Annotated in this window: 29 protein-coding genes; 5 read left to right on the top strand and 24 right to left on the bottom strand. The window is 45.4% G+C overall.

The features are described from left to right. Positions 1–3: 3 nt before the first annotated feature. Entirely contained in the window at positions 4–759 is a 756-nt protein-coding gene (gene larC / locus NFR88_RS03475) for a nickel pincer cofactor biosynthesis protein LarC (protein WP_251613573.1), read from the bottom strand. Positions 760–933: 174 nt separating this feature from the next. Here larC and NFR88_RS03480 point away from each other — a divergent pair, with 174 nt between their 5' ends. Then, the gene (locus NFR88_RS03480) at positions 934–2,463 is read left to right on the top strand and encodes a sigma-54 interaction domain-containing protein (protein ID WP_251613576.1); all 1,530 of its coding nucleotides are present in this window, start codon (positions 934–936) and stop codon (positions 2,461–2,463) included. Between the two features lie 87 nt (positions 2,464–2,550). On the opposite strand, the gene NFR88_RS03485 is transcribed toward NFR88_RS03480, so the two are convergent. The 10 genes from NFR88_RS03485 to hrcA all read right to left on the bottom strand — a co-directional run bounded on the left by NFR88_RS03485 (position 2,551) and on the right by hrcA (position 14,626). Continuing rightward, a complete protein-coding gene (locus NFR88_RS03485; protein WP_161909240.1) occupies positions 2,551–3,879 on the bottom strand; it encodes a uracil-xanthine permease family protein in 1,329 nt (442 codons plus the stop codon). A gap of 92 nt (positions 3,880–3,971) precedes the next feature. Continuing rightward, on the bottom strand, positions 3,972–5,150 hold the full coding sequence (locus NFR88_RS03490) for a thiolase family protein (RefSeq protein WP_160200469.1): 1,179 nt from the start codon (positions 5,148–5,150) through the stop codon (positions 3,972–3,974). 81 nt (positions 5,151–5,231) lie between these two features. Further along, entirely contained in the window at positions 5,232–6,551 is a 1,320-nt protein-coding gene (locus tag NFR88_RS03495) for an MFS transporter (RefSeq protein ID WP_161909241.1), read from the bottom strand. Positions 6,552–6,580: 29 nt separating this feature from the next. Further along, complete coding sequence (locus tag NFR88_RS03500) at positions 6,581–6,853, bottom strand: hypothetical protein (protein WP_160200471.1); 273 nt, start codon at positions 6,851–6,853, stop codon at positions 6,581–6,583. Further along, complete coding sequence (locus NFR88_RS03505; protein WP_160200472.1) at positions 6,853–8,145, bottom strand: DUF362 domain-containing protein; 1,293 nt, start codon at positions 8,143–8,145, stop codon at positions 6,853–6,855. The genes NFR88_RS03500 and NFR88_RS03505 overlap by 1 nt, the downstream gene beginning before the upstream one ends. 146 nt (positions 8,146–8,291) lie before the next feature. Beyond that, complete coding sequence (locus NFR88_RS03510) at positions 8,292–9,455, bottom strand: iron-containing alcohol dehydrogenase (RefSeq protein WP_251613579.1); 1,164 nt, start codon at positions 9,453–9,455, stop codon at positions 8,292–8,294. 125 nt (positions 9,456–9,580) lie between these two features. Beyond that, positions 9,581–10,732, bottom strand: a complete 1,152-nt coding sequence (gene dnaJ / locus NFR88_RS03515) for a molecular chaperone DnaJ (RefSeq protein ID WP_160200474.1) — start codon at positions 10,730–10,732, stop codon at positions 9,581–9,583. 212 nt (positions 10,733–10,944) lie between these two features. Beyond that, the gene (gene dnaK / locus NFR88_RS03520; protein WP_160200475.1) at positions 10,945–12,828 is read right to left on the bottom strand and encodes a molecular chaperone DnaK; all 1,884 of its coding nucleotides are present in this window, start codon (positions 12,826–12,828) and stop codon (positions 10,945–10,947) included. Positions 12,829–13,019: 191 nt separating this feature from the next. Next, on the bottom strand, positions 13,020–13,568 hold the full coding sequence (gene grpE, locus NFR88_RS03525; protein WP_251613582.1) for a nucleotide exchange factor GrpE: 549 nt from the start codon (positions 13,566–13,568) through the stop codon (positions 13,020–13,022). Positions 13,569–13,582: 14 nt separating this feature from the next. Next, positions 13,583–14,626 (bottom strand): heat-inducible transcriptional repressor HrcA, encoded by a 1,044-nt coding sequence (gene hrcA / locus NFR88_RS03530; RefSeq protein WP_160200477.1) that lies wholly within the window; start codon positions 14,624–14,626, stop codon positions 13,583–13,585. Positions 14,627–14,910: 284 nt separating this feature from the next. On the opposite strand from hrcA, the gene NFR88_RS03535 reads away from it, so the two are divergent. Continuing rightward, a complete protein-coding gene (locus tag NFR88_RS03535) occupies positions 14,911–15,522 on the top strand; it encodes a nitroreductase family protein (protein WP_160200478.1) in 612 nt (203 codons plus the stop codon). 59 nt (positions 15,523–15,581) lie between these two features. Here NFR88_RS03535 and NFR88_RS03540 read toward each other — a convergent pair whose 3' ends face one another. The 5 genes from NFR88_RS03540 to NFR88_RS03560 are packed head-to-tail and all read right to left on the bottom strand — an operon-like array spanning position 15,582 to position 18,741. After that, positions 15,582–15,740, bottom strand: coding sequence for a FeoB-associated Cys-rich membrane protein (locus NFR88_RS03540; RefSeq protein WP_160200479.1), 159 nt, complete (start codon positions 15,738–15,740; stop codon positions 15,582–15,584). 21 nt (positions 15,741–15,761) lie between these two features. Then, positions 15,762–17,933 carry a ferrous iron transport protein B gene (gene feoB, locus NFR88_RS03545; protein WP_160200480.1) on the bottom strand — a complete coding sequence of 724 codons (2,172 nt, stop codon included), beginning with the start codon at positions 17,931–17,933 and terminating at the stop codon, positions 15,762–15,764. A gap of 14 nt (positions 17,934–17,947) precedes the next feature. Continuing rightward, complete coding sequence (locus NFR88_RS03550; RefSeq protein WP_160200481.1) at positions 17,948–18,169, bottom strand: FeoA family protein; 222 nt, start codon at positions 18,167–18,169, stop codon at positions 17,948–17,950. Positions 18,170–18,183: 14 nt separating this feature from the next. Then, a complete protein-coding gene (locus NFR88_RS03555; RefSeq protein ID WP_160200482.1) occupies positions 18,184–18,396 on the bottom strand; it encodes a FeoA family protein in 213 nt (70 codons plus the stop codon). Between the two features lie 39 nt (positions 18,397–18,435). Then, positions 18,436–18,741, bottom strand: a complete 306-nt coding sequence (locus NFR88_RS03560) for a DUF2325 domain-containing protein (protein WP_251613585.1) — start codon at positions 18,739–18,741, stop codon at positions 18,436–18,438. Between the two features lie 125 nt (positions 18,742–18,866). Between NFR88_RS03560 and NFR88_RS03565 the strand changes: the two genes are divergently transcribed. The 3 genes from NFR88_RS03565 to NFR88_RS03575 are packed head-to-tail and all read left to right on the top strand — an operon-like array spanning position 18,867 to position 19,927. Then, positions 18,867–19,232: a metal-dependent transcriptional regulator gene (locus tag NFR88_RS03565; protein ID WP_251613588.1), complete on the top strand. Its 366-nt coding sequence runs from the start codon at positions 18,867–18,869 to the stop codon at positions 19,230–19,232. 20 nt (positions 19,233–19,252) lie between these two features. Continuing rightward, positions 19,253–19,735: a DUF6548 family protein gene (locus NFR88_RS03570; RefSeq protein ID WP_251613591.1), complete on the top strand. Its 483-nt coding sequence runs from the start codon at positions 19,253–19,255 to the stop codon at positions 19,733–19,735. Positions 19,736–19,750: 15 nt separating this feature from the next. Next, positions 19,751–19,927: a fluoride efflux transporter FluC gene (locus NFR88_RS03575; RefSeq protein ID WP_160200486.1), complete on the top strand. Its 177-nt coding sequence runs from the start codon at positions 19,751–19,753 to the stop codon at positions 19,925–19,927. A gap of 65 nt (positions 19,928–19,992) precedes the next feature. Here the strand turns inward: NFR88_RS03575 and NFR88_RS03580 are convergent, their stop codons facing one another. From NFR88_RS03580 to NFR88_RS03615, 8 genes are all read right to left on the bottom strand, one after another. Beyond that, on the bottom strand, positions 19,993–20,463 hold the full coding sequence (locus tag NFR88_RS03580; protein ID WP_251613895.1) for a helix-turn-helix domain-containing protein: 471 nt from the start codon (positions 20,461–20,463) through the stop codon (positions 19,993–19,995). Between the two features lie 55 nt (positions 20,464–20,518). Further along, positions 20,519–20,659, bottom strand: coding sequence for a hypothetical protein (locus tag NFR88_RS03585; RefSeq protein ID WP_251613593.1), 141 nt, complete (start codon positions 20,657–20,659; stop codon positions 20,519–20,521). A 241-nt stretch (positions 20,660–20,900) separates the two neighbouring features. After that, positions 20,901–21,881, bottom strand: a complete 981-nt coding sequence (locus tag NFR88_RS03590; protein ID WP_251613595.1) for a hypothetical protein — start codon at positions 21,879–21,881, stop codon at positions 20,901–20,903. A gap of 12 nt (positions 21,882–21,893) precedes the next feature. Continuing rightward, on the bottom strand, positions 21,894–22,712 hold the full coding sequence (locus tag NFR88_RS03595) for an Mrp/NBP35 family ATP-binding protein (protein WP_160200489.1): 819 nt from the start codon (positions 22,710–22,712) through the stop codon (positions 21,894–21,896). Positions 22,713–22,744: 32 nt separating this feature from the next. Continuing rightward, on the bottom strand, positions 22,745–23,686 hold the full coding sequence (locus NFR88_RS03600; RefSeq protein WP_251613597.1) for an AEC family transporter: 942 nt from the start codon (positions 23,684–23,686) through the stop codon (positions 22,745–22,747). Further along, positions 23,686–24,123: a 4Fe-4S dicluster domain-containing protein gene (locus NFR88_RS03605; RefSeq protein WP_160200491.1), complete on the bottom strand. Its 438-nt coding sequence runs from the start codon at positions 24,121–24,123 to the stop codon at positions 23,686–23,688. Before NFR88_RS03605 ends, NFR88_RS03600 begins: the two co-directional genes overlap by 1 nt. A 374-nt stretch (positions 24,124–24,497) precedes the next feature. After that, entirely contained in the window at positions 24,498–25,433 is a 936-nt protein-coding gene (locus NFR88_RS03610) for a DUF1848 domain-containing protein (RefSeq protein WP_251613599.1), read from the bottom strand. Continuing rightward, positions 25,434–26,432, bottom strand: a complete 999-nt coding sequence (locus NFR88_RS03615) for a nucleoid-associated protein (protein ID WP_160200493.1) — start codon at positions 26,430–26,432, stop codon at positions 25,434–25,436. Between the last annotated feature and the right edge of the window lie 2 nt (positions 26,433–26,434).

Genomic DNA, 26,434 nt, shown 5'->3' on the forward strand with positions numbered 1-26,434 from the left:
ATTCTAACTCTCCTTTGCTTCTACTAATATCAGTTCCAGCGGCGCAAGACCGGTATCTCGTTTCCCCGTTCCGTAGCCTCTGGATAATATATCTTCTCGAATTTCGTCCCAGCCGAACGTATCGGTTAGACCTGCTAAAATTGACGCGCCGGTTGGCGTCAAAACTTCCTGGTGAATATCTGAACGATAATGCGGAATCTGTTCATCGCTCAAAATCTGTCTGACTGCAGGAGCCGGAACCGGCAGTTCTCCACAGGCACATTGTACTGTGCCAAAACCAGTTGGAACTTCCTTTGCAATAATCTCACCGGCATCTAAATAGTCACAGCAGATGGCAATGCCTACAATATCCACGATAGAATCCACGGCACCCGCCTCATGAAACTGCACCTCATCTTCTGATACACGGTGACCCTTCGCTTCTGCCTTCGCCTTGATATCGAAAATTCTGCGACTCAATGCCTTTGCGTTGTTGCTTAGATTGCTCCCCGCGATTATCTTCTTTATCTGGCCATAATTCCTGTAGTTTCCACTGTAAGGCGCAGTAGTCAAATCGCTCGGCTGATTCAGCACTACATCTACATCGGTTGCGACCACACCGCCAGTTTCTTTCCTCTTTACAGCGAGCTGAAATTCATCAAGCTTCAGATGGGACAGATTTTCCGTCAAATATTCCTCCGGTACTCCTAAATTCAGCATTGCGCCCAGCATCATATCGCCGCTGACGCCTGACTGGCAATTGATATACAGTTTTTTCACGAAACGCCGCCTCCTTTTCTATCTGTTATCAATATTAAAAGCAAATACCATGCCAAAGCATAATGATTGAAATTCAGCCAATTTTTCTGCTTTGCGTTGCATCAGTCAAATCACTGTTGCGTCAAAGCAACAACTTTGTTATACTAATAGTAATTTCATAAAGGAGACAGTCGTATGGATCAGGTTTTAGCAATTCAGAAGGTACAGGAAAAAATCAAACATTCACTAGAAGCAAACGACCATCAGAGTCCGGAGAAAAGCGCACACATCTTGCGGGAAATCTATCAGGATTTATCGGTATTCCTGGCACAGGGTGTCGATTTTAAGATTGTTGTCGATGCGCTGGATGACAGCATTTTTATCACCGACAAGGACGGCGTCTGCCTATACGTAAATCCCGCCCATCAGCGCAACACGACCATATTGCCGGAAGAAGTGATTGGGCACAAAGTGTCTGACATTGTGGAAGATGGGCATTTGTTCACCGGTGGCGCCACACTAGACGTTCTCAGAACACAGAAAAAAGTGTTTCGTCTTTCCACCGTACAGAAAACCAATCCGCCCAGCGTCGGCTATGCAGTAGGTGTACCGATTTTTAACCAAAATGGCACTCTGCACCAGGTGGTGGTCAGCAGCCGCCCCATTCTGTCTCTGCAATCCTTGCAGGAGGATTTCGGTAAATTTCTGGCAGAGGCCAATGCCTTGGACAAGAGCCGCGAAAATGTGCGCATTATCGAAAGCACAGAAAATTCCAAGCGACTGGTTGGATTCTCCTATTCTCTACAGAAGGTCTGGAACACCATCAGAATGGCCGCTCCTACCGATGCAACCGTTTTGATTACAGGAGAATCAGGAGTAGGCAAAGAAGTTGTTGCCGATGAAATACACCGGCTCAGCAAACTTTCCGACAAAACCTTTGTCAAAGTCAACTGTGCCTCTATCCCCGCGAATCTTCTGGAAAGTGAGCTCTTTGGCTACGAAAAGGGCGCATTTTCCGGTGCAAACGCAAGCGGCAAACAGGGATTGTTTGAAATGGCAAACGGCGGTACCCTGCTGCTGGATGAAATCGGCGATATGTCCATGGATCTGCAGGTCAAGCTCCTTCGCGCGATTCAAAACAAAGAAATCACCCGCGTAGGCGGAACAAAACCAATTAAACTGGACATTCGATTTATCGCTGCAACGAACAGCAATCTGAAACTGAAGATTGCAGACGGCACATTCCGCCAGGATCTCTACTACCGTCTCAACGTCATCCCAATTTCCATTCCGCCCCTTCGAGAGCGGCTCAACGATTTGGACGAGCTTTGCAGACACTTTGTCAGATATTTTACCGAAAAGCACAATCGTCCCTTTACGCTTACCGACGACCAGCTTACGATTATGAAACAGTATTCTTGGCCAGGTAACATCCGTGAGCTGGAAAATGTCATCGAATATCTGACCATCTGCTCCTCCGGCACAAAAGAAGTCGCCGATGAAATGCTTTACGGTCTTTTAGATATCTCCCAAGGTGATGATATGCTCCCGTCTTCTGGCAGTTCCCTGTCTCAGTCGCTGGAAAACTACGAAAAGAGTCTGATAGAGTCTGCTCTGCAAAACTCCAGAAGTCTTCGGGACGCCGGTGCAAAGCTGGGTGTCAACGCCTCTACCATATCCCGCAAGATCAAGCAGTACGGCATCGACTATCCGGGAGCGAAATAATCGCATATAAAAAACACAAGAAGAAAAAGCTGTCTGCAGTTCATCCCTACCTGCAAACAGCTTTTCAAATTTTGAAACTATATAAATCTATGATTTCTTCCGCATTACCACATGTTCTAGCAAAAACGCTGCTGCCATTCCTACAATCAGTCCATTAGACAAGAGGCAGGCTGCCGTAGCCGGAAGCTTGCTGAACGTGCCCGCCGGCAGAAACATGATGCCGCAGCCGATAATCATAGACAATCCTACGATCAGGTTTTCTCTACTCTCAAATTCCACTTTACGAAATTCCCTGAGCGCCTGCCCGATGCACAGCGCGAAGATGATAATCAGCGCACCGTTTCCCACGCAGGCAGGAATAGTCGCAAAGAGCGCACCGAAGGGCGCGATTAATCCCATGACAATCATACCGCCCGCCGCCAGATACATGGGTCTCCTGGATGCTACGCCGGTCATTTCCACCACCCCGATAGAAGAAACATACGGCATAAATGCAATCGAAGAAAATCCGCCGGTCATAAAGGTCGCCATCCCGTGAAAGAAGATAGAACGCTGCATTTTCTTCTCCGTAATCGTTTCTCCTACCATAGCGCCCATGCCGTTAATACTGGCAAACACCATAGAAATCAGTACAAAAGCGCTAATCATGCAGGTCAAAACGACACCACCGTCATAGGTCGGTTTTCCCCAGGCTAAAAGCGTAGGCATCGTCACGATCCCGTTCTGCAGAAAATTCACCTTTTCTGTAATCCCCAGCACCACCGCTAAAATCCATCCCGCCACCATGCCGATAAAGGTCGCAATACTGCGGATGAATCCCTTTGTAAACAGATTGATGAAAAGAATTACTACCATGGTAAAGACTGCTACGAGAAATGCTGTTCCGTCAATGCCCGGCGATTCCTCGCTGACGCCCAGCATGCCTTTCATGATGCTGGCGCTGATCTGCAGCACCATGAGAAGAATCAGAAGTCCATTGATGATTGGTGTAAACAGCTTTGCCATCCGACAAATCAAACCGCTTGCCGCCAGCGCCATGACCAGAATTCCTGCAAGCAGCATGCCCATTTCCAGATCTGTCCGAAGGCTCTCCAAAGAAATGCCAAGGGCCGGTGCGGAGGAAACCATCAGCAGAAACAGTCCCGACCAGAGACCTGCCGGACCGTCCTGAATGGGAAAGCGATGACCCCATCTAACCTGCAGCAACGTCATCACACCGCAGAGGACAAAGGTTCTCTGCAGCATAGCCGCCACCGCCGCCGGCGCCAGTCCTAAGGCGTATCCCACGACAACCGGCATCACCACAGCCGACGCGACAAACAGGACAATCTGCTGAAAGCCGTACATCATATTTTCTCCAAAAGGCACCCTGTCGTCCAGCTGATATTTCAGTCCATTTTCAACATTTTGTTCCATTATACCATGACGATTCCTTTGAATATAGAATCGCAAGTCATGATTCAATGAACGCTTCCTAGCAGCAACGCTGATATGGTTATTTGCGTTCATTATACCATCTCAATAATGACTGCAGTTCCCATACCGCCACCAGCACAAAGGGTTGCAAGTCCATACTTCTGCTTCCGCTTCATCAGTTCGTACATACAGGTAATGACAAGACGGGAACCGGTCGCACCTACCGGATGTCCCAGAGAAATTCCACTGCCGTTGACGTTCAGCTTTTCATCAGGGATACCCAGCGTCTTCTGGCAGGCGAGACACTGCGCTGCAAAAGCTTCGTTGATTTCAAAGAGGTCGATGTCGTCCACTGCCAGACCTGCCTTTTCCAGCGCCTTCTGGGATGCGCTGATTGGACCGATTCCCATCACCTCAGGACGCACGCCTGTGGTTGCCACTGCTTTGATGCGGGCAAGAATCGGAACACCCAGCTTCCTTGCCTTATCCTCCGCCATGAGAATCACGCCGGAAGCCGCGTCGTTCATGCCGGAGGCATTGCCTGCCGTTACCCTGCCGTCCTCTTTGAAAGTCGGCTTCAGCTTTGCCAGCTTTTCGAGACTGGCATCACGACGCGGATACTCGTCTGTATTGATGACGGTATCGCCTTTTTTACCTTTTATAGTAATCGGAATGATTTCGTCCTGAAACTTGCCGGCGTCAATGGCAGCTACGGCTCTCTGCTGAGAACGCAGAGCATAGGCGTCCATCTGTTCTCTGGTCACGTCGTACTCGTCCGCCACATTTTCTGCCGTGATACCCATGGCAGGGCCTACACCCAGATTAGTCAGAGAATCCCACATAGAATCCCGAAGCTCCATATGGCCGTATTTCTGCCCGTAGCGAGCGTTGAATACCATATGCGGCGCCGTACTCATGCTGTCCGCGCCTCCTGCCATGATGCAGTCCGCTTCACCAGCTTTAATCTGATAATAGCCGAACTGAATGGAAGACATGGAGGAGGTGCAGTTTCTGTGAATGGTGATACCGGGAACGGTCACCGGCAGCCCCGCTTTGACTGCAGCTACTCTGGCTAGATTGTTTTCTTTATAGGTTCTTTGATAGTTGCATCCCCAAATTACGTCCTCGATGATAACCGGATCAATGCCTGCGCGCTCGATGAGGTTCTGCATGACCGGAATAGAAAGATCTAAGGATGTCAAAGTTTTAAACTGGCCGCCAAGCGCTCCAATCGGCGTTCTGCAGCCCGCTGTAATCACTACGTTTCTCATGTGAAATTCCACCTTTCCGTTTATATATACGGGCAGGCCGCTTCACTACGGAAGCAGCCTGTCCAGATTTTCTAAAACTGTTTACGCACCCAGCTCTTCTTCTCTCTTGTAGTCCAGGTTGTACTTCTTCGTATCGAAGCAGTTGATCAGTACAACATTGACAACTAAAAGACCGATGAATACCAGGTAAGCGCCTCTCAGGGATCCGGTCAATTCCAGGGCCTTCGCGTTGATGTAGTAGTTCATCATCAATACGATCTGCATCACCGGGAAGTAGATGGAGTATACAACGTCAAAACTCTGTCTTCCGAATACGGATGCAGGAAGTGAAGTCATGAAGTTGGCGGCAGCGCCGATGGCTACGCCTACCATTGCCACGCAGATATATCCGCCTAACATACTGTTCAGGACGTAGTTTACAGCCAGAGCTGCACAATACCATACCAGGAACATGATGACCGCCTTCTTAACACCCAGCTTCTGGTCAAGCCAGCCGAATCCGTAAGATCCGCAGACGCCGACAACGGCGCAGACTGTCATTAACCATACAGCCTTTTCAGGCGCAAAACCCAGTTCGATGTTTCTTGGAACCATCTGGCTCATTACGCCGGTGGTAACCAGCTGGTTGATGCCGATGATGATGGCAACGAACCACATCTCTTTGGTCTTTAACAGCTTCGCGACGGTCCATCTTGGTTCGCCGTTTTCTGTCTCCTGCGCATATTCGGATTCATATGTTTCCTTTGATACATTATCGGGATACATACCTCTTTCCTGCGGTGTGTTTCTTATGATGAAGTAAGCGATTACAGCGATAATAATCGCAGCGATACCAGGCATCATCATCCCTTTCGCAATGCCGAATGCACCGATCAATCCGCTAATCAGTGGTACATAAAATGCAGAGCCCAGATTGTGACCCATGGTGGTGTATCCGTTTGCCAGACCCTTTTTCTTCGGGAACCACTGCGTAACCAGGTTGCCGCCTCCGATGTAAGCAGCGCCGTTGATAAATACTGTAACCAGCGTTAAACCGATGAAATATCCTGTAGTTGTCGTTGAATGTCCGTAGTAGATGTAGGAAGCGCCTGCTAAAGCAAGACATGCTGCAGAGAGCGCTCTTCCTCCAACCTTGACCAGGATTCTACCGATGACAAAGTAAGCAACTACGCCGATGAATCCGGCATACATGGCCAATTTCAGCAGTTGCGGTTTTAATTCGGTTGGATCAGCTCCGCCGCCGTTCGCATTGATCCACTGATCGATTACGATATTCTGCCCATCGATAGAGAAGCCAATCAGAAAGAAAAACATAATCATTGAATAAAATATGATCAGCCAGCCTTTACCAAAGTTAGATTTGGTGTTTTCAGACTGGAGCTTTTGTTTGTTGTCAGCCATATCTATATCTCCTCTTTATCATTTTAGTTTTAGCTTATTTTCTTCTCAAATTTTTCGTCCGCCGCTTTCATGACCATCTCGTCCCAAGTCTTGAAAACAGTGCTTTCGACCACAAAATTATTGAAGACAGTTTCCGGATAAATCATATATTCCCCGCTCCAACTGCACATTACCGCGCTGGAATAACGGAAGTACTCAAAGTTCTCAAAGTTGGTATGTTTCTGCATGAATTCATCGGTAAAAATGAGATTCAGAATATCCCAAAATTCCTTCCCAGCTTTTACTCTGATATAACCGTCCATTATTTTGCCTCCGGATTTTCTTTTTTGTATTCTTCAAATTTAGCGAAAACGTAATCGTGCCATACCTGTGCATCTCTTGCCATGCACGGACGAATGATTTCATCCTCCTGATCACCTGTTCCATCAATTGTTTCATGCCTCTGAATGGTCAAATACAGAGCCGGTTCATTCGGAGGACATCCCAGGATATGATATGCGCCAGGATGCTGTTTCAGATATTTCTTGGTGCAGTTTCCATGAAGTACAATCTTTTCATCTGGAATGTCTTCCGGAATTTCGTTGAGTCCGCCGATTACAACAGTCATTCCGGCATTCTCATCGTAAGCGTTTACCGCCTTGAGTTCTTCCATATTAATGGCAAGCAGCGCCTGACAGCTGGAGCATCCGCCTTTGCATCTTACATCGTATTCCGGCCATCTGGTGCTCATATCTCCGATATACGGAATCCACATCTTCATGAAGGACTCTTCGATGGTATTGCCCACGACTTCAATCTGATCCATGGCATAGTTTCCTAAACCGGTTTCTTCTGCTACTTTGAAATAATCTACGGCTGTCGTATCGATACCGGTCACTTCACAAGCAACACGGTCGATGGCAACCGGATCTTTAGAGCCCAAAATCATATGAGATTCAATTGGAACCGGCATATGCGGGCTGTACCCAGACGCTGCACGGTGCGCATCCATAATATTGATATCAGCGCGGCATACGGACCACACGTCCATCATCGCCATCGTCAAGTTCTGCTTGTGCATATCCATATGTACTTTGTCCTGTACCACTCCCTTGATATTCTTCAGCGCGCCGGAGAATACCATGGAAGCATGTGCCTTCAGAATCGGCAGGTTGATTAGATGATCCGCTTCCAGCAGGAATCTAGGCAGCTTTACGGAATCGATATTAGAGCGGAATCCGCGAACTGCGACCTTTACCAAATCCTTGTCGCGTTTGATATCCATCAGTTCAACGCCTTCCTCTTCAGCAACAGCCTGAATGCCGCTGACCTTAAAGCATTCCATCGTATCACATCCAATTGCAGCAGCTTCCGCTACGATAATTCTCTTCGGTTCTGCCTTTTTTACCTCGCGAATAACCGCCCTTACTACCTCCGGATTGGTACATACAGAAGTTTCTGGTGGTTCCGCATGTCCTGCGTTTGGTTTTAGAACCACAGTAGTCCCTTTGCGAATGACATTGGTAACACCGCCCATCAGGTCAAATACCTTTGTTACATTTGCCTGAATATCATCGCCTTTTGCAAGAGCAACCAGTGATTTCGCTTTACTCATTTTTCTCCTCCTTAAAAATTCCGACATAATTTATAATTACATTTCTAACTAGAGCAAAAACTGTGCCAAAGAAAAAATGTGATTTTTGCAAGGAATTGTTATGAAAATAACAAATCTTGTTGCGTGTACTCGCAAACCTGTTGCGCTTATGCAACACATACCAGGCATTTTCTATAAATTTTTTCTATATCTGCGGCAGAAAGCCCTGCCAGGCCCCATCCGATAAACGGTCTTCCATTCAGCGTCTGTTCAGCCAACTTAGCAAAATCTCTTTCCTCTATTTCCAGTCTTTGAGAAAGGCCAATCTCCGCAATAAAACGCTCTAAGGCAGCAATTCCATTTTGGATAATCTCTTGTTCGCAGGTTCCCTCAACGCCAAAGATTTCCCGGAAAAATTCACAAAAGCGTTGTGGCGCGCGATGACTGACAGATTCGCACCAAGCCGGAATTAGTATGGCCAGAGCAGCGCCATGCGCCACGCCGAAGGTCTCTGTGATCTGGTGACTGATTTCATGGCAGGCAAAATCACCGCCCGGGCCAAGCATGTCATTATGCGCTGCTGTCGCCGCCAGCATGAGTTCTGCGCGCAGCCCTTCGTCTTCCGGATTTTTGAGCACTTTAGGCAAAGTTTCCACCACTTCTTTTATGAGCGCAAGTGTCATACGATCCAAGAGACTACTCTTTCTGTTTAAGTCAAAATACCGCTCAAAGGCGTGCGCAAAGATGTCGAAACCTCCGCTGGCAGTCTGAAAACAGCTGATGCTAAGGGTCAGCGCCGGATTAAGTAACGCGAACTTAGGCTTTGACTGGGCAAATGCCCGGGCAATTTTCTTTCCCGATATACTGTCACTGATTACCGACATTTCATTGGATTCACTGGCTGTAGCCGGCATCGTCACCACTGCACCCACAGGCAAGAATCGACTCGGCTCAGCCTGTGGATCCGAATACAATTCCACGATGTCTCCCTCAAAATAAGCGCCTGCGGAAATGGCTTTCGCTGAATCCATGACGCTGCCGCCGCCAATGGCCAAAATGCCGTCAATCTGTTTCCTGCGAACCAGCTCTATCGCGCTGCGAATATAGTCTGTGCTCGCATTAGGCTTCACTCCGCCTAATCGAAATACAGTGCAGCCCGCTTCTTCCAGCCATGAGACCAGTTTTTCACCCAGCCCCATCTGAAAAATCCGCTCGCTTCCATACACCATCAGTACCCGGCTGGCATATTGGCCCATGAGAGCGCCAGCCCGCTCTTCACATCCCTTTCCGAAATAGATTTCCGTCGGTATACTAAAATGAAAATCAAACATATCTGTACCTCCATTTGTTTCTAATCAATAAAAAAGCAAGAAATATGCCAGCTTAACTTTCTTATCTACAAAAAAACGTGCATATGCTTTTAGCATATACACGCTTATTTTTCTCTCGAAAATTGCTATTTAAACAGTTCCTTCATCTTCTCCGCAAAGCTGGATTTTTTCTGATAGCACTTATGGTCTACTGCTTTTCCCATATCCTCAATGACCTTTTTCTGCTTTGCGTTCAGCTTGGTTGGAACTTCCAGCACTGCTTTCACATAGAGGTCACCCATGCGGCCGCTGCGTACATTCTTCATCCCTTTGCCTTTTAACCGGAATACTGTGTTGGGCTGTGTTCCGGCAGGCACTTTGTAGGAAACCTTGCCGTCCAGAGTTGGCACGGTGATTTCATCGCCTAGCGCCGCCTGATTAAATGTGATTGGAATATCTAAGTATAAATTGTCACGTTCACGTCTGAAAACCTTGTGCGGTTTTACAGTAATTACAACGTAGAGGTCTCCGTTTGGTCCGCCGTTTTCTCCCGGTTCACCCTGCCCTCTGATTGGAATTACGCTGTCGTTGTCCACGCCGGCAGGAATATCCACGTTGATTTTAATGGTCTTGCGAACTCTACCGCTACCGCTGCAGTCAGGACACGGTGTCTCAATCACAGTACCTTTACCGCCGCACTCAGGACACGGACCTGTGCTCTGAAACTGCCCAAACGGCGTTCTCTGCACGGTATGAACCTGACCTGTTCCGCCGCAGTTTGCACAAGTTTTCTTCTCGGTTCCGGGCGCATTTCCTTCGCCGTTGCAGGTGCTGCACTTTACATATTTATTAATACTAATCTCTTTCTTTGTTCCGAAAGCAGCTTCTTCAAATTCAATCGTAATCGCCTTTTGCAGATCCCGACCTTTTTTCGGTCCGTTCCTTCTGGCACTGCCGCCGCCAAAGCCGCCTCCGCCACCGAACATATTGCCGAAAATATCAAAGATATCATCAAAGCCACCACTTCCGCCGAAGCCGCCAAAGCCACCTCCGCCAAAACCGGCATTTGGATCCACACCGGCATGACCGAAGCGATCATATTTACTCTTCTTATCAGCATCCGATAATACACCATACGCCTCATTGACTTCTTTGAATTTTTCTTCGGCCTCCTTATCACCCGGATTTCTGTCAGGATGATACTTCATCGCCATCTTTCGGAAGGCCTTCTTTATTTCATCGTCACTGGCACCCTTTTGTAGCCCCAGGACCTCATAATAATCTCGTTTTTCTGCCATTACTTTCACCTTCCATTACTTAATTTACAATAACGCAGAAATTTGCCCGCGACGGAGTCCCTCCGCCGTGAGCAAATTCATAAATTTCATTTAGCAGCTAGTTGTTTTCACGTCGAAAAATTTTCGTAGTGCACAGGTTTGCCAACCATCGATTTGCTCATGCAAATCGGGCTAGGGCTTCAACAACGCCACAAGCGATTTTAGCAAGCATTTTATTTGTCGTCGTCCACAACCTCGTAATCTGCATCCACAACATTATCCCCTGCAGGACCTGCTGCGCTATCTGCGCCTGCATTCGGATTAAATCCGCCAGCCATATTCGGATCAAAACCTGCTCCGCCTGCCGCCTGCTGTGCCTGCGCAGCCTGCTCGTAAAGCTTGGTGGAAATTGCATGGAACTTTTCAGTTAAAGCTTCAGTCTTTGCCTTAATATCATCCGGATTGTTTGCTTCTAATGCTTTCTTCAGGTCTTCCTTTGCGTCTTCTACAGATTTCTTTTCATCATCAGAAATCTTGCCTTCTAATTCACCCAGCGCCTTTTCTGTTTCGTATACCAGATTTTCAGCCTTGTTTCTTTCTTCGATTTCAGCTTTTCTCTTCTTGTCCTCTTCTGCGTACTGTTCTGCTTCTTTTACCTTCTGGTTGATTTCATCTTCAGACAGATTGGTGGAAGAAGTGATAGTAATGTTCTGCATTTTGCCGGTACCCAAGTCTTTTGCGCTAACATTTACGATACCGTTTGCGTCGATGTCGAAGGTAACCTCAATCTGCGGAATACCGCGAGGAGCCGGTGCAATGCCGGTCAGCTGGAAACGACCCAGTGTAATGTTGCCGGAAGCCATTTCGCGTTCACCCTGCATTACGTGAATATCTACAGCAGTCTGATTGTCAGCAGCTGTGGAAAAAATCTGACTCTTCTTAGTTGGAATCGTTGTATTTCTTTCAATCAGCTTAGTAGCTACGCCGCCTAGTGTTTCAATGGACAGAGACAGCGGTGTAACATCCAGAAGCAGTACATCGTTAACTTCGCCGGTTAATACGCCAGCCTGAATAGCAGCACCGATAGATACACATTCGTCAGGATTGATACCCTTAAACGGATCTTTTCCGGTTACATTCTTAACAGCTTCCTGTACTGCCGGAATTCTGGTGGAACCGCCGACTAAGATAACCTTTGCCAGGTCAGCATTGGTAACACCTGCGTCTGCCATAGCTTTCTTCATTGGCTCGATTGATTTCTTTACTAAATCAGCAGTCAGCTGGTCAAATTTCGCTCTGGTCAGATCCATATTCATGTGCAGCGGACCGTCTGCGGTTACTGTAATAAACGGCAGATTGATGTTAGTGGTCTGTGCACTGGATAATTCTTTCTTCGCTTTTTCAGCTGCCTCTTTCAGTCTCTGCAGTGCCATCTTGTCTGCACGAAGATCTACACCGTTTTCCTTCGCAAAGCTGTCAGCCAGGAAGTTCATCACTGCATTGTCAAAGTCGTCACCGCCCAGGTGGGTATCACCGTTGGTTGCCAGTACTTCAAATACGCCGTCGCCCAGTTCCAGAATAGATACGTCGAAAGTACCACCGCCCAGGTCATATACCAGAATCTTGTGAGACCCTTCTTCCTTGTCAAGACCATATGCCAAAGATGCAGCAGTCGGCTCGTTGATGATTCTCTTTACTTCCAGACCTGCAATTTTACCTGCATCCTTAGTTGCCTGCTTCTGGGCATCGGAGAAGTAAGCAGGAACAGTGATAACTGCCTCTGTTACTTTTTCACCTAAATAAGCCTCTGCATCCGCCTTCAGCTTGGAAAGGATCATTGCAGAAATATCCTGCGGCGTATATTTCTTGCCGTCGATTTCTACAGTGTAGTCTTCACCCATGTGTCTCTTGATGGACGCAATGGTTCTGTCCGGGTTGGTTACTGCCTGTCTCTTTGCAGTTTCACCTACCAGTCTTTCACCATTCTTTGCAAAACCCACTACAGATGGTGTAGTTCTGTTACCCTCTGCATTTGCGATTACGACAGGATCGCCACCTTCCAGCACGGATACGCAACTGTTTGTTGTTCCTAAATCTATACCGATTACTTTAGCCATTTAAAATTCCTCCTTTTGGATTATAATAAATTTTCTTTTTTTACATTAGTTTCGTTAAAGCCGTTCCTTTTAATTAACGCCGTAAAATTGTTTCACAGCTAGGCGCCGAAGATGTTGAGCCTCGGAGCGTACTCCTGGTACGTGAGAAGCGAAACATCAAGAGCAACAACGCTGTGGGACAATTTGACAAGTTAATTATTGACTTTAACCATCGAAGGTCTAATAACCTTCTTATTAAGCAAATATCCCTTTTGAAGCACTTCTGTCACTTTGCCGCTTTCATACTCTGCATTGTCTTCAGTCATGACAGCATTGTGGAAGTTCGGATCGAAATCCTCGCCCTGTGCCTTGATCTCTTCCAGACCGGCTTTTTCTAATACGTCAGTCAGCTGTTTGAAAATCATTTTCATGCCTTCTGCAAAGCTTTCGTCTGCGGATTCGTGCTGCAGCGCTCTTTCAAAATTATCCATGACGGTCAAAAGTTCTACAATAATTTTCTCATTGGCATAGGCATAAATATCGCCTTTCTCTTTTTCTGCCCGTCTCTTATAGTTCTGAAAGTCTGCCATCAATCTAAGATATTTGGTATTCAGCGCCTCGTCTTCCTCAGATGTCTCTTCTTTGGTTTCAGTCTGCTCTTCGCAGGATTCCTCAGCATTATCATCTTCCGGAATTTCTTTTTCTTCCATTTCTACTGCTTCTTCTTGGTTCAGTTCTTCTTTTAATTCTTCCTGGTTCACCTTAGTCTCCTCACTCACTCTTCGTCTTCACCGCCTTCTAGTTGAAATGTGCTGCTGAGATTGTCAGTCAGATACTCGATGATAGAAGTAATTTCTCCATACTTCATACGAGTCGGTCCGATAACGCCAATCTTGCCGACCATCTTGCCATCTACATGATAGGTTGCCGTAATCATGGAACAATCATTCATCAAATCATCAGCATTTTCATCTCCAATGGTAACGATGATACCATCTTCTCTCTCCATTAACTTCTTCGCAAAGTCTTCTTTCTTATCCAGAAGCGAAAGAAAGCTCTTTGCCCTTTCCAGATCGTTATATTCCGGAATGTCGAATATATTAGTAAGTCCATCCATATAGAGATTCACATTGAGCATATCTTCCAATGTCTTCATAAAGTTTGGCATGATATTCTCAGCCAGCTTGCTCATCGCCTCTATGTCAGACTCAAAACTTGCGATAATGTGTTCTTTCAGAACATCTGTAATCTTCTTGCCGTTAAAATTATAGGTCATATTCTTTGCCAGAATCTGCAGTCCTTCTTCGGTATATGGTACCCGCATTCTTAGGGCTGTATTAGAAATCTTTCCACTCTCTGACACGATCATCAAAACCACTGTAGTCTCATCCACCGGCAATAGGTTGATGAACTTCAGGGTATCCTCATTTTTGGTCGGCGTCATCGCAAAAGAAGTCAGATTGGTAATCTCTGAAAGGATTCTGGCAGCGTGCTTGATAGTCTCATCAAATTCGCTGACATCTGCCCTGAGTTTTTCTGCAATGAGATTTTTCTCAATCGGGCTCAGCTCACGTTTCTCCATCAGCTTATTCACATATAATCTGTACGCCTTATCAGAAGGAACTCTACCAGCCGAAGTATGCGGATGGGTCAGATATCCCATCTCCTCCAGGTCACTCATTTCATTTCTGATTGTGGCTGGACTGATACCTAGATCAAATCTCTTCGAGAGGGTTCTGGAACCCACAGGCTCTGCTGATCTGACATAGTCACTGATAATGGCCTGTAAAATCTTCAATTTTCTATCTGTTAATTCCATAACGCTTCTCCTTATTAGCACTCACTTCTTTTGAGTGCTAATCACAATATATAATATAGTCCTATTCTGCCCTAATGTCAACAGGATTTTCACATTTTTTTATGATGTTTTTGTGTATTTTTGGTGAATGCATGCACTGTTCCACTGTACAGAGAAACAGCGTTTCATGTTTATAAACCACAATATATATGAATATTTTTTGTTCAAGTATAACAATTATACCTTGCATTGTCAAAAAAACTGTGCTATTCTTTTCTTAGTTATTTTACAAGAGGTATTTTTTCATGAAAGAGAAATCGAAAAAACTTTTGGAAGAATCCCGCAAGCGCCGTACATACAGAGAATTCCTGCCAGATCCCATTGACATGGAAGTGATTAAAAACTGTGTTTTAACTGCGGGAACTGCCCCTAACGGTGCAGACAAGCAGCCTTGGCATTTTAGTATCGTAACCGATCCGGCTATGAAAGCAAAAATTCGAGAAGAAGCCGAAAAAGTCGAAAAGAAATTTTACGAAAGCAAAATTACTGCCGAATGGCAAGCTGACCTTGACAAGCTGGACGTCAACTGGGAAAAGCCTTTCCTTACACAAGCACCTTGTCTCATCGTTATCTTCAAGGAATGGTACAAAACATTGGAAGACGGTACCAAAGATCAGAATTATTATGTCAACGAATCCATCGGTATTTCCATCGGTTTTCTGATCAATGCGCTGCGAAACGCCGGTCTTGCCAGTCTGACCTATACACCGGCACCGCCAACCTTCCTTCGCACCCTTCTCGGGCGTCCGGAAGGGGAAACTCCGGTTATGGTTCTTGTCGTGGGTAAACCTGATCCTAACTACAAACTTCCTATACTAAAGAAAAAGAGTTTTGAAGAAATCGCAGAGATTATCTAGTACAATATCAAAGGGACGGTACGTCATTTGGCGCACCGTCCTTTTCTTTCATGTTCTCTTCAATTTCCCTTTTCAACATTGCAGTGACTGCAGCCACCGCCGCAGCCATCGCAGCCTGCACAGCCGCCGCCATTTTTCTTGCTCTTGATAATCGACCAAAGCGCAAGCCCTGCCAGTATTACTACAATGAGTAATACGCCAATCGTTGCTGCATTCATGCTATCACCCCTCCATATTTTTTATGCCGCTTTATTATTCTTATACGCAACTTTTTTAATACTTTCAGTGCTCTGAGAAGCCGGACGAACCAACATATAAATGATGAACGCTGCCGCTACAATTGCTGCGACTGTTCCGATTCCGAATCCGCCGCCGGCGAAAGCTGTCCAGAACTGATATACACACATAGATACCAGATAAGCAAGGATTGTCTGATAACCGATTGCAAACCAGAACCACTTGGTGTTGTTCATTTCTCTCTTAATTGCACCCATTGCCGCAAAGCATGGAGCGCAGAGCAGATTGAATACTAAGAATGCGTAAGCTGCTGCTGCGGTAAAGTCTGCGGACAATGCACTCCAGTATTCTGCACCATCTTCAGCAACTTCTGCAAATCCATAAAGTACGCCGAATGTACCAACTACGTTTTCCTTCGCTACAAGACCGGTAATAGCCGCAACGGTCGCTTTCCAGCTTCCGAATCCCAGTGGAACGAAAATCCATGCAAGAAGTGTCCCCAGATTTGCAAGCAGTGTCGTATCCTGTTCCAATACGTCGGAAATCATATGGAATCCGCCCTGTACACTGAAGTTGGACAGGAACCAGATTACGATTGTGGATAATAAGATAATTGTACCAGCTCTTTTAATAAAAGACCAGCCTCTTTCCCACATTCTTCTAAGAAGTGTACCGATGGTCGGCATATGATATGCCGGAAGTTCCATCACAAACGGTGCAGGTTCTCCCGCAAACATCTTTGTCTTCTTCAGGATGATTCCTGAAATTACGATAGCGGCAACACCTACAAAGTACGCACTTGTTGCCACCCATGCATCTCCATCAAAGAGCGCGCCTGCAATGAGCGCTACAATCGGCATCTTTGCGCCGCACGGAATAAAGGTTGTCGTCATAACAGTCATTTTTCTGTCCCGGTCGCTTTCGATGGTTCTTGAAGCCATAACGCCCGGCACACCACAGCCAACACCGACCAGCATCGGAATAAAAGATTTTCCAGAAAGTCCGAACCTGCGGAAAATTCGATCCATAATGAAGGCAATTCTTGCCATGTAGCCGCAGCTTTCCAGGAACGCCAGCAGAATGAACAGCACTAACATTTGCGGTACAAATCCAAGCACTGCGCCTACACCGGCAACGACGCCATCTACAATTAAGCCGACCAGCCAGTCTGCACAGCCGATTCCTTCTAAGAATCCGGAAACTGCAGGTGGTACAATATCTCCAAAGAGTACATCGTTGGTCCAATCCGTTGCCATAGCACCGACTGTAGACATGGCGATATAGTATACCAGCCACATAACCACGATAAAAATTGGAAGTGCTAGAATTCGATTGGTAACAATCCTGTCAATTTTATCAGAAATAGTCAGATTTTCGCGTCTTTCTTTTTTTACGACTGCACTGCTGACGATTTTGCTGATATAGGCGTATCTCTGATTGGTGATGATGCTTTCCGCTTCATCGTCCAGTTCCGTTTCGCAGTCTTTGATATGTTCTTCCAAATGTTCTAATAAATCGGCATCTATTTTCAGCGTATCTAAAACATCTTCATCTCTCTCAAAGATTTTAATTGCATACCAGCGCAGGAAATTTTGATCGACCATCAGTGAGATGGATTCTTCAATATGCGCAATGGCATGTTCCACGCTTCCAGTAAATACGTGAGGCATATCTACTGTCTTATGTTTCTCTGCGATTTTCAGCGCTTTTTCTGCTGCCTCGATGCAGCCTTCCCCTTTCAAGGCGCTGATTGGAAGAACCTGGCAGCCCAGTTCTTTGCTAAGCTTGTCAAGGTCAACCTTATCTCCGTTCTTTCTGACAAGATCCATCATGTTGACGCACACCAGCACAGGAATCCCCAGCTCGATGAGCTGTGTGGTTAAGTACAGATTTCTTTCGATGTTGGTGCCATCGATAATATTTAAAATTGCGTCCGGTTTTTCAGTGACAAGATATCTTCTGGACACAACTTCTTCTAAGGTATATGGGGACAGGGAATAAATGCCCGGCAAGTCCTGAATAATAACATCGTTATGTCCTTTCAGTTTTCCGTCTTTCTTTTCTACGGTTACGCCAGGCCAGTTGCCCACATACTGGGCGCTTCCTGTCAAGGCGTTAAATAAAGTCGTCTTACCGCTGTTTGGGTTTCCGGCAAGGGCTATTTTGTACTGCATTCTTTCTTCCTCCCTTATTTAACATCTATCATTTCAGCATCCGCTTTTCTGATACTGAGTTCATATCCTCTGACAGTCAATTCAATAGGGTCACCCAGCGGAGCAACTTTTCTGATATAAACAGTCGTTCCTTTTGTCAACCCCATGTCCATAATTCTTCTTTTTACTGCGCCTGCTCCGTTAATTTTCTCCACTGAAACAGTTTCTCCTACGTTTACTTCCTTTAAAGTACGCATCATTACCTCCCAATTTAAAACATAATTTTTCCGGCCATATCTTTGCCCAAAGCAATTCTGCTATCTTTTACCTGCAGAATCATATTTCCACCGACTTCGCTGACAACGGTTACCGTCTCATCTACCACAAACCCGAGTTCTGCCATATGCTGACGGACTTCAGGCTTACCGCCGATTTTCTTTATTGTTACGGTTTCACCCGGTTTTGCCATGGATAAAGGCATCATAATTCCTCCTTACATGTGTTCTTGCTGCAATAGTTAGCACTACCTAACTAACGGATTCAAAGACGCAGGTATCTGCTGCTTCAGCACTTCTGCCAAAGCGTAGCCGCTGCTGCTGTGACAATGTGCAATCGGAAATCCGCCTCGCTTTGCCTCTTGAGACGCCGCATGTACCATTTTATGCGATACTGTAGTAGTAAAACAAATCAATAAATCCGGTGAGCCGATTTTTTTCTTCATGGCGCCCTTTTCCTTGGTGTAAACTTTGGCAGTACACCCGTATTCCTCACATATTTTCTGATACCTGCGCTCCATTCGCTCGTGTCCTCCAATAATTACCACACTCATCGACCTATCCTCCTCTCCAGTTAGTTTATTCTAACTCATTGCTTTTATAGGTTAGCACACCCTAACCTTCTTGTCAATACTTTTTTTTTATGATAGAATAGGAAAAAATGAAATGAGGACATGTTATGAAAATCCAACAATCTGCAGAAGATTATTTTGAAACCATATATATTTTAAAGAAGAGAAACGGTTCGGTCCGTTCCATCGATATCGTCAATGAAATGGGTTTTTCTAAGCCTACCGTCAGTGTCGCCATGAAAAAGTTTCGCGAAAACGGTTTTGTGACAGTGGACAGTGATGGACAGATTGAGTTGACAAAACAGGGACTATTTATCGCTGAAAAAACCTATGAGAAGCACAATGTGCTGGCAAAAGCACTGATACTTCTGGGTGTAGAGGAATCCCTTGCTTACGAAGACGCCTGCCGCATGGAACACTGCATCAGCGACACCAGCTTTGAAGCGATTAAAAAACATATCGAAAAGCTGTAACGTTTCTGTTAGGATTTGTTATGAGAAATTTAAATTATACATTCTTTGAAGAATTCAAACGACTGGACAAGCTGTGCGGCGACCTCTATGGTGAAAACCACGGTGTGACGCTTTATATTGATAAAATGCAAAAAACCTACGCGCGGGAATGTCAGGGCATTCCAAACTGGTACTCTGATTTGAAGCAGCTGAAACACCTTCGCCACATACGAAACTATCTGGCCCATGAAGAAGATGCATTTTCTGAAGATCTATGTGATCAGGAAGACATAGACTGGGTTCGTTCATTTTACCTGCGGATTTTAAATCAAACTGATCCGCTGGCATTGCTTTATAAACAGCAGCAGAGCAAGAGATGCATGAAGCCAAAGCAAGAGCCTCTTCAAAAAAAGCCATCTTATTCATCGCAGTCATCTTACAGAAATCAAGAGTTCCATTACGGCTGTTTAGCTTTTGCTTTCATTGTAATTTTTGTTTTCATTTATTTTATGAAAACCATGTAAGGATTTCTGTTCGGTATGACTTCAGTCAAAAAAGACGTATCGCCGACCCTCATGCTCTTTCTGAAAGTCAGCGTATGCGGCGGTTTTACAACCTTTTCCACTTTTTCACTGGAAACGCTAACCCTGTTTGAAGAAGGAAAATTCCCATCGGAATCATTTTCGCTGTGCTCAGCGTTTTTTGCTGTATTTTAGGCGTTTATGCCGGTCAGCTTGCTGCACTTAGCCGACCGACAATGCATAAGTCTAGCGCTCCCAGACTACTTCAGCCGCAATTCATAATATCGCAGAAAATATCCCGTGAACAGGAACAGACCAATCAGTAAGATTAATAGGCCGATGCCTGTTCCATTATTTTGCGGATAATAATAATTAATCATAAAATGAACAGGTGCCAGCAATACGGTAGCGATAGTCCAAATCAATTCCACCCTGTTTAGGGCCTTTCTTGCTTTTTCTTTTTTCTCCTGCAGTTCAATTAAATTTTTTTCTGCTTTTTTCTGATAATGCTCCATGGAAATCCTTTCTCCGCTCAAAAGCTCATTGACCGTAATACCCAAAATGCCGCATAGTTCAACCATGATGGATACGTCCGGCATACTCTTTCCGGTTTCCCACTTTGACACTGCTCTGTTGGTAATGTTCAATTTCTCCGCAAGCTGTGCCTGGGTAATGTGTTTCTCCTTGCGGCAGTCTGCTATAAATCTGCCGATTTTTACTTGATTTAAAATTCCTTCCTCCTTACCCTTCTATTATAGGGCAATACGTTTTTTTGAACAGGAACCGTTAGTTGATTTGCTGTTTTTTAGTACCTCGTTTAACCCATTTTCTATTTTTACCTGAAAAATGTATAAAACTTTCGCCTTCCATCACTGCATGGCTTGCATTTTCTGCAAGATACTTCTCAACATCTCGATATTCTTGCATAATCTATAAGGATTTAAGGAAAATTCACGATGTACCGCAATACACCTTACCCTGACTTATACACTTTTTCAATGCTTTCTGTTTTTCGGTTAAAAATTGCCCACCTTCTTATACACTTTTTTAGAAAAATAGCGATTTAGGTTAAAGTGCCTCTTCCTACTTGCGTATTATCTTCCGCGCTTTCTTCACATACTTGCAAGCAGCAGCAAACCCCCGGACATACTGCCGAGGGCTTTCTCATCTATTTCTCATATTCATACAAATAATAGTTTCCGCCTGCATACAGGTAAAGACTGCACTTGCCGTCTCCTGCAGCTTTTGGAATGCTTGCCATGCCGTAAGTCCCGCGTTTTTTTCCTTTCCCGATATCCTCGTAAGAGGTGATGTTGGCTTTGTTTTCATCGTCAGCCACCACATTGCCGATATAGTTCTCCCCATCCTCCGTCACGATACGAACACCATAAAAACTGTCAGCGTCTTTCTTCTCGCTGGAAAGATTCTTCACCTTCACATAAAGAACAAGAAGTTTCTCGTCCTTGTTGCTGGCTTTAAAATAGTTGTAGAAATAGCCAGGGTTTTCCGGCTCAATCTTTGTGGTAAAGCGCAGCTTACCTGGGGTCAACTCACAAAGCCCATCAACAATAACCTTCTCTTTCAATTCCAGTTTCTGATATACTGCTACTGGCTCTGATGTATCAATTGGAAGTCTGTAGTTATATGAAGCTTTATCTTTATCGGTATCGAAAGCAAATGCTGCTATCATGTTGCCTGCACTAGTCTCTGATTCTTCCAGCTTTGTGACAAAATACACCGTGCTTTCTTTCCCAGCTTTGATAGTCGGGTAGGATGTCAGCGTCTTGCCTCCTTCATCAACGGCTGCCGTCATCTGTTCTGTAAAGGTTTCTTCGTCTCTTTCCAGCCTGAAAGCGCAGATATCTGCAAGAGTCATATCCTCTGCTGCCAGATTTTTTACAGTAGCTTCTACCACAACAAAGCTCTCATCTTTACCAGCTTCCCAGCCCATACTGAAGTTCTGAGTAAGAGGCGCATAAACCTGCGGCGTTACCAGCACATTCTTGGGCGTAATCTCAGCCTTTTCAGAAATGACGGAAGTCTCTCCCATCTGAAGAGTCACTTCTGCATCTCCACAGGCACAAAAAACGAAAACACCAGCCAGAATCACCAGATATAGCAACAACTTTTTTATAAGACTTTTCTTCATTTTGTTCACCTTTTACAGCTGTGCTGCCAGCCGCTCCATTTCCTCGCTCACATAATCTTCAATGCGGCCGCTGTCGCATGCCTTTGCAACCTCCATATCCATCGGCAGCTTGGCAACGTTTGGAATGCCGTGCTTTGCAGCTACTTCTTCAATGTGGCTTTCACCGAAAATCATGTGCTTTTCATTGCAGCTTGGACATTTGAAATAGGACATGTTTTCTACGATTCCAAGAACAGGAATATCCATCAGTTCCGCCATCTTCACAGCTTTTTCCACAATCATGCCTACCAGTTCCTGCGGAGAAGTTACGATAATAATGCCGTCTACAGGCAGGCTCTGATATACAGTCAACGCCACATCACCGGTTCCCGGCGGCATGTCGACAAACATCACATCTACATCACCCCAGCATACATCGCTCCAGAACTGCTCGATCACGCCGCCCAGAATCGGACCTCTCCAAACAACCGGATCGGTTTCATTTTCGAGAAGCAGGTTGATAGACATCGCCTTAATGCCGCTGCCAGTTACCGACGGCAGAATCATCTGGTCGTTACCTTGCGCTTTTTCAGTAAGACCGAAAGCCTTTGGAATGGACGGGCCAGTAATGTCCGCATCTAAAATGGCAACGTTCTTGCCCTGTCTCTTTGCAGCGACTGCCAGCATGGAAGTTACGGAGGATTTACCTACGCCGCCCTTACCGCTGACAACACCGATTACTTTTCTCACATCAGACAAATCGTTCATCGGGGCTTTCTTGATGCCCGGATCTTCTTGTCTTTCTCCGCAGGTTGCACTGCAGGATCCACAATCATGATTACAATCACTCATCGCTTTTTTCTCCTTTATCTCTCATTCATATTTTAAAACATTCCCAAGTTTTTAAACAGGAATATCCATAAAAACATGGTAAAACTTGCAAATGCCGTGGTAAAAATTACAATTTCTCCCGCCAACTGTCCGTCGCTGTCCATGGACTGCGCCATCGTAAAAGAGGATACCGCCGCAGGGGATGCGAACATAGCGAGCAGCGTCACAAACTCAATACCGCGAAATCCGCAAAGCGCCGCTGCGCAAAGCCCAACTGCCGGAATCACCACCAGCCTTCCGATGACGCAGATAAAGAGATTCTTGCCCCTGTTTCCCATCTCCTTAAAATCAATGGAAGAGCCCAAAATGACAAGTGCAAGAGGGGTTGTTACAGCTGCCATATCGCTGATAACATCTTCCAGCATCTCTGGAAGTCGAATCTTAAAAATCACTGTTGCCAGTCCCGCCATTGCACCCAAAATCAATGGATTGGTCAACACTTTTCTGACAATCTCGCTGGGGCTGGGGTTTCCTCCCCGAAACAGCTCCAGGGTAATCACCGCCATCACATTGTACATAGGTACTATCACCGCTACCATCATAGCAGTTACACCTAGGTTTTCTCTGCCAAGAAGATTCACCGCAATGGGAAGCCCCATGATGACAAAATTGCTCCGGTAGAGTCCCTGAATCATAGCACCCCTGCTCTTTGGATTCTTCTCTACAGCAAAAGTCACCGCCATAGCTACTGCATAGATTACCAGCACTGCAATGACACCAAAGGCAAGCAGTTTTCCGTTAAAGGCTTTCCCAAGGTCTTTTCCGTAAAGGCTGTGAAACATCATGGCTGGAAAAAATACCACAAAGACCATATGGTTCATCTTCTTGATTTCAGGCGGCTCCATCAGCTTTGTTTCTTTGACCGCTACGCCAATCGCCATGAGGATGAACATGGGAAGTACCGCTTCCAGGGCTATGATAAAATTACTAAGCATTACTTATAAAAAGGACATGCTGCGCACTCCGGTCTTCTTGGATTTTCCGGATCGCAGTGAAGGGGGAAAATCCGAAGGTCGTGGCTCAGCTTATCTCCCATCAGGGATTTCAGAGCAGCAATCTGACACAGAGTTCCTACAAACTCCGTAGTAGTGCCCGCCTTTAGCTGGCGCATGGTTTCTCTATAAACCTTTGCCATATCCCTTTCATAATACTCATCTTTATACTCGTAAAAATTCTCAAACTCCGGCAAATCCACCGGGTTGAAGACCGGACAGTAAAGAACACAGTTGTTGCACTTGGAACAGCCGTCCTCGTTGATGACCGGTTTCTTATTGCCGTTTTCGTCTCTTTCCATTTTGATGCAGGCATACTTGCAGCCGACGGTGCAGGCCTCACATCCGTTACAATTTTTTACTCTATCTGTAATTTGCATTGCTCAAACTCCTTTTCTTTCTTATTTATTATTCTATCATAAATACGGCGCAATGAAAAGCCCGCCCGTTCACTTCTTCATAGCAAAGACTTCACGTGCATATAATCCAAATTTTCCATCAAAATATGCACATTTTCTCAGAAATCCATGCAGATTTTCGAGTAAATCACAAAAAATATGCACAAATCCACTCAATACTGGCTAGTTATGCGCTGAAAGGTGCCCCATATGTGCATATTTTTAATGATTCTTTTAAATTTACGCACAGCTATGTGCATATTTTTACGATTTTCCCCAAATCTATGCACTAGAGCGGCAGATGGGGTAGGGATCCCTTTGCCAGCTGACCAAAGAGGTAACTTCCTGAAATAAAATTACAGCAGTTCATCCAAAGACATCTGCCAGCGAATCCAGCTTTCCTGCTCGCAGGATTTTATAATATCCCCATCCATAAAATCCCCGATTAAAAAAGGTGAAAAAGGATCGTGCTGTTTCATATTGTACTCCACAGTCTCCCTGTCGTAGTTAGCATAGCAATAAAGACAGCCGTGTCCGCAGGTATTGTACGCACCGATATCGCTGCCCAAAATACAGCTGCAACCATCTCTTGTCATGGCAGATTTTGGAACCGATAAGGGCAGTCCTATGGCCTTTTCGAGCACTTTCTGGCTCTGACAACCGCTGCAGTCAGCGCCAAACTGCGCAAGCTCATCACCTTCACCGCAAGGGTACAGTTTCATGCCTTCTTTTTCCGCAATCGTTACAAAGGCTTCACCAAGGCGCAGCCGGTCTTCTCTTGACACGGTCTTCCCTTCCGGAAAGTTTCGCTTGGTCTTATCATAAAGATCTAGAAAGCTGATGACACAATGCTCTGTGTAACCGGAAAGCTTTTTTGCCATATTCTCAAAGGCTTCCAAATGAAAATCTACTGAATACTTTTCCGTAATAAAAATCGGATCGTACCGCCAGCTGACACAGCTTTTTCCTACCTTTTCAGAAAGAGCGCAAAAGCTTTCCATTACAACATCAGCAGGCGGTACATATGGTTCAATATCCGTTCCATAAGGCGTAATCGTCACCGACCAAAATTGGCGAAAAGGTGCTAGCTGCTCCAAATTTTCCAGCATAGGCGCAGGATTCTTTGTGCAGAAGGTAATGCAGTCAATGACGGTCGGATCCAGGAGATAACGGGTCACCTGCTGAGACTGATATGGGTTTCTTGCAAAGACAAAGCCTTCTTTGAGGCGGCGGTAAAACCACTTGCTGTAGAAGGCCGGTATGTCTGTTCTGTTTCCTGTATTTAAAATCATTTATCTGTTCACAATCTTTCCGATATTTTTCAGAGCAATAGAAATGGTTCCGTCCGGATTATTGGTAAACTCTACATATCTACTGTTTTCCAGATATTCCGTCGGAATTTTGATTTCAATGCCAGTGTCAGTCTTTATCTTGTGGCTGCGAATACTCTTGACAACTTTCGGGTTTTCTACAGAAATTTTCGGCGGCATATCCGCCTCCATTGCTTTCTGCCTGAAAGTCTTTTTCATCACCTCGTTGTCGTGAAACACCTCTTCACAAAGATCCGATGGCGTAAAAGGTACGTTCTGCTCCGCACGCTCAATGATGCAGCTTTTCGCTCGGCTCACAGCCACAGCCGAATTGCTGCCGTATTCCTCTGCCACTTCACTGGTGATTTTTTTAATCATGCGCACAGTTTCTCTTGCCGACTGACCATAAGTACACTGCAAAACCTTATCAGGCAGCACCATAACTTCATCTCCGTTAATAGCACGTTTTTTATCACAAACCACCACCGACAAATCCTCTGTGTCGATAATCGCATAACAGGAAATCTTCTGGTTGGTACCTGGCAGCATAGTGAAATAACGGATAATTTTGTTGGCAACACCTTCCTGACCGTTTTCTACCTGGTGCGTGTAAGCAGTCTTGTTGGGAAGCAGCAGAAGTCCGATATATTCCCTGCTTTCTTCAGTAAACTGGCATACCAGAAAATCCATGGATTCCGGCTCATCAGCCTGAGAAATCTGGTCATGAAGCAGATTGCCCGCCGCCGTAGAAAACTCCGCAAAATCGATATTTCCAGAAAGATACCGGTCCAAGGTCTGTTTTAAAATACTATACTCTAAAAACTCACCTTTTTTCTTTGCCGAATCTTCCATAATGCGCAGCAAATGTTTTTCTATAAACTCACCCGTTCCATAATCGCCAATTTCCAGCTCTTTCTGAGAAAAGATACAAATATCCGAGTTAAAGTCCATAATATGTAAAATTGCTTTTTTAATAATCATTG

Source organism: Senimuribacter intestinalis, assembly GCF_943192965.1.
Taxonomy (GTDB): Bacteria; Bacillota; Clostridia; order Peptostreptococcales; family Anaerovoracaceae; genus Senimuribacter; species Senimuribacter intestinalis.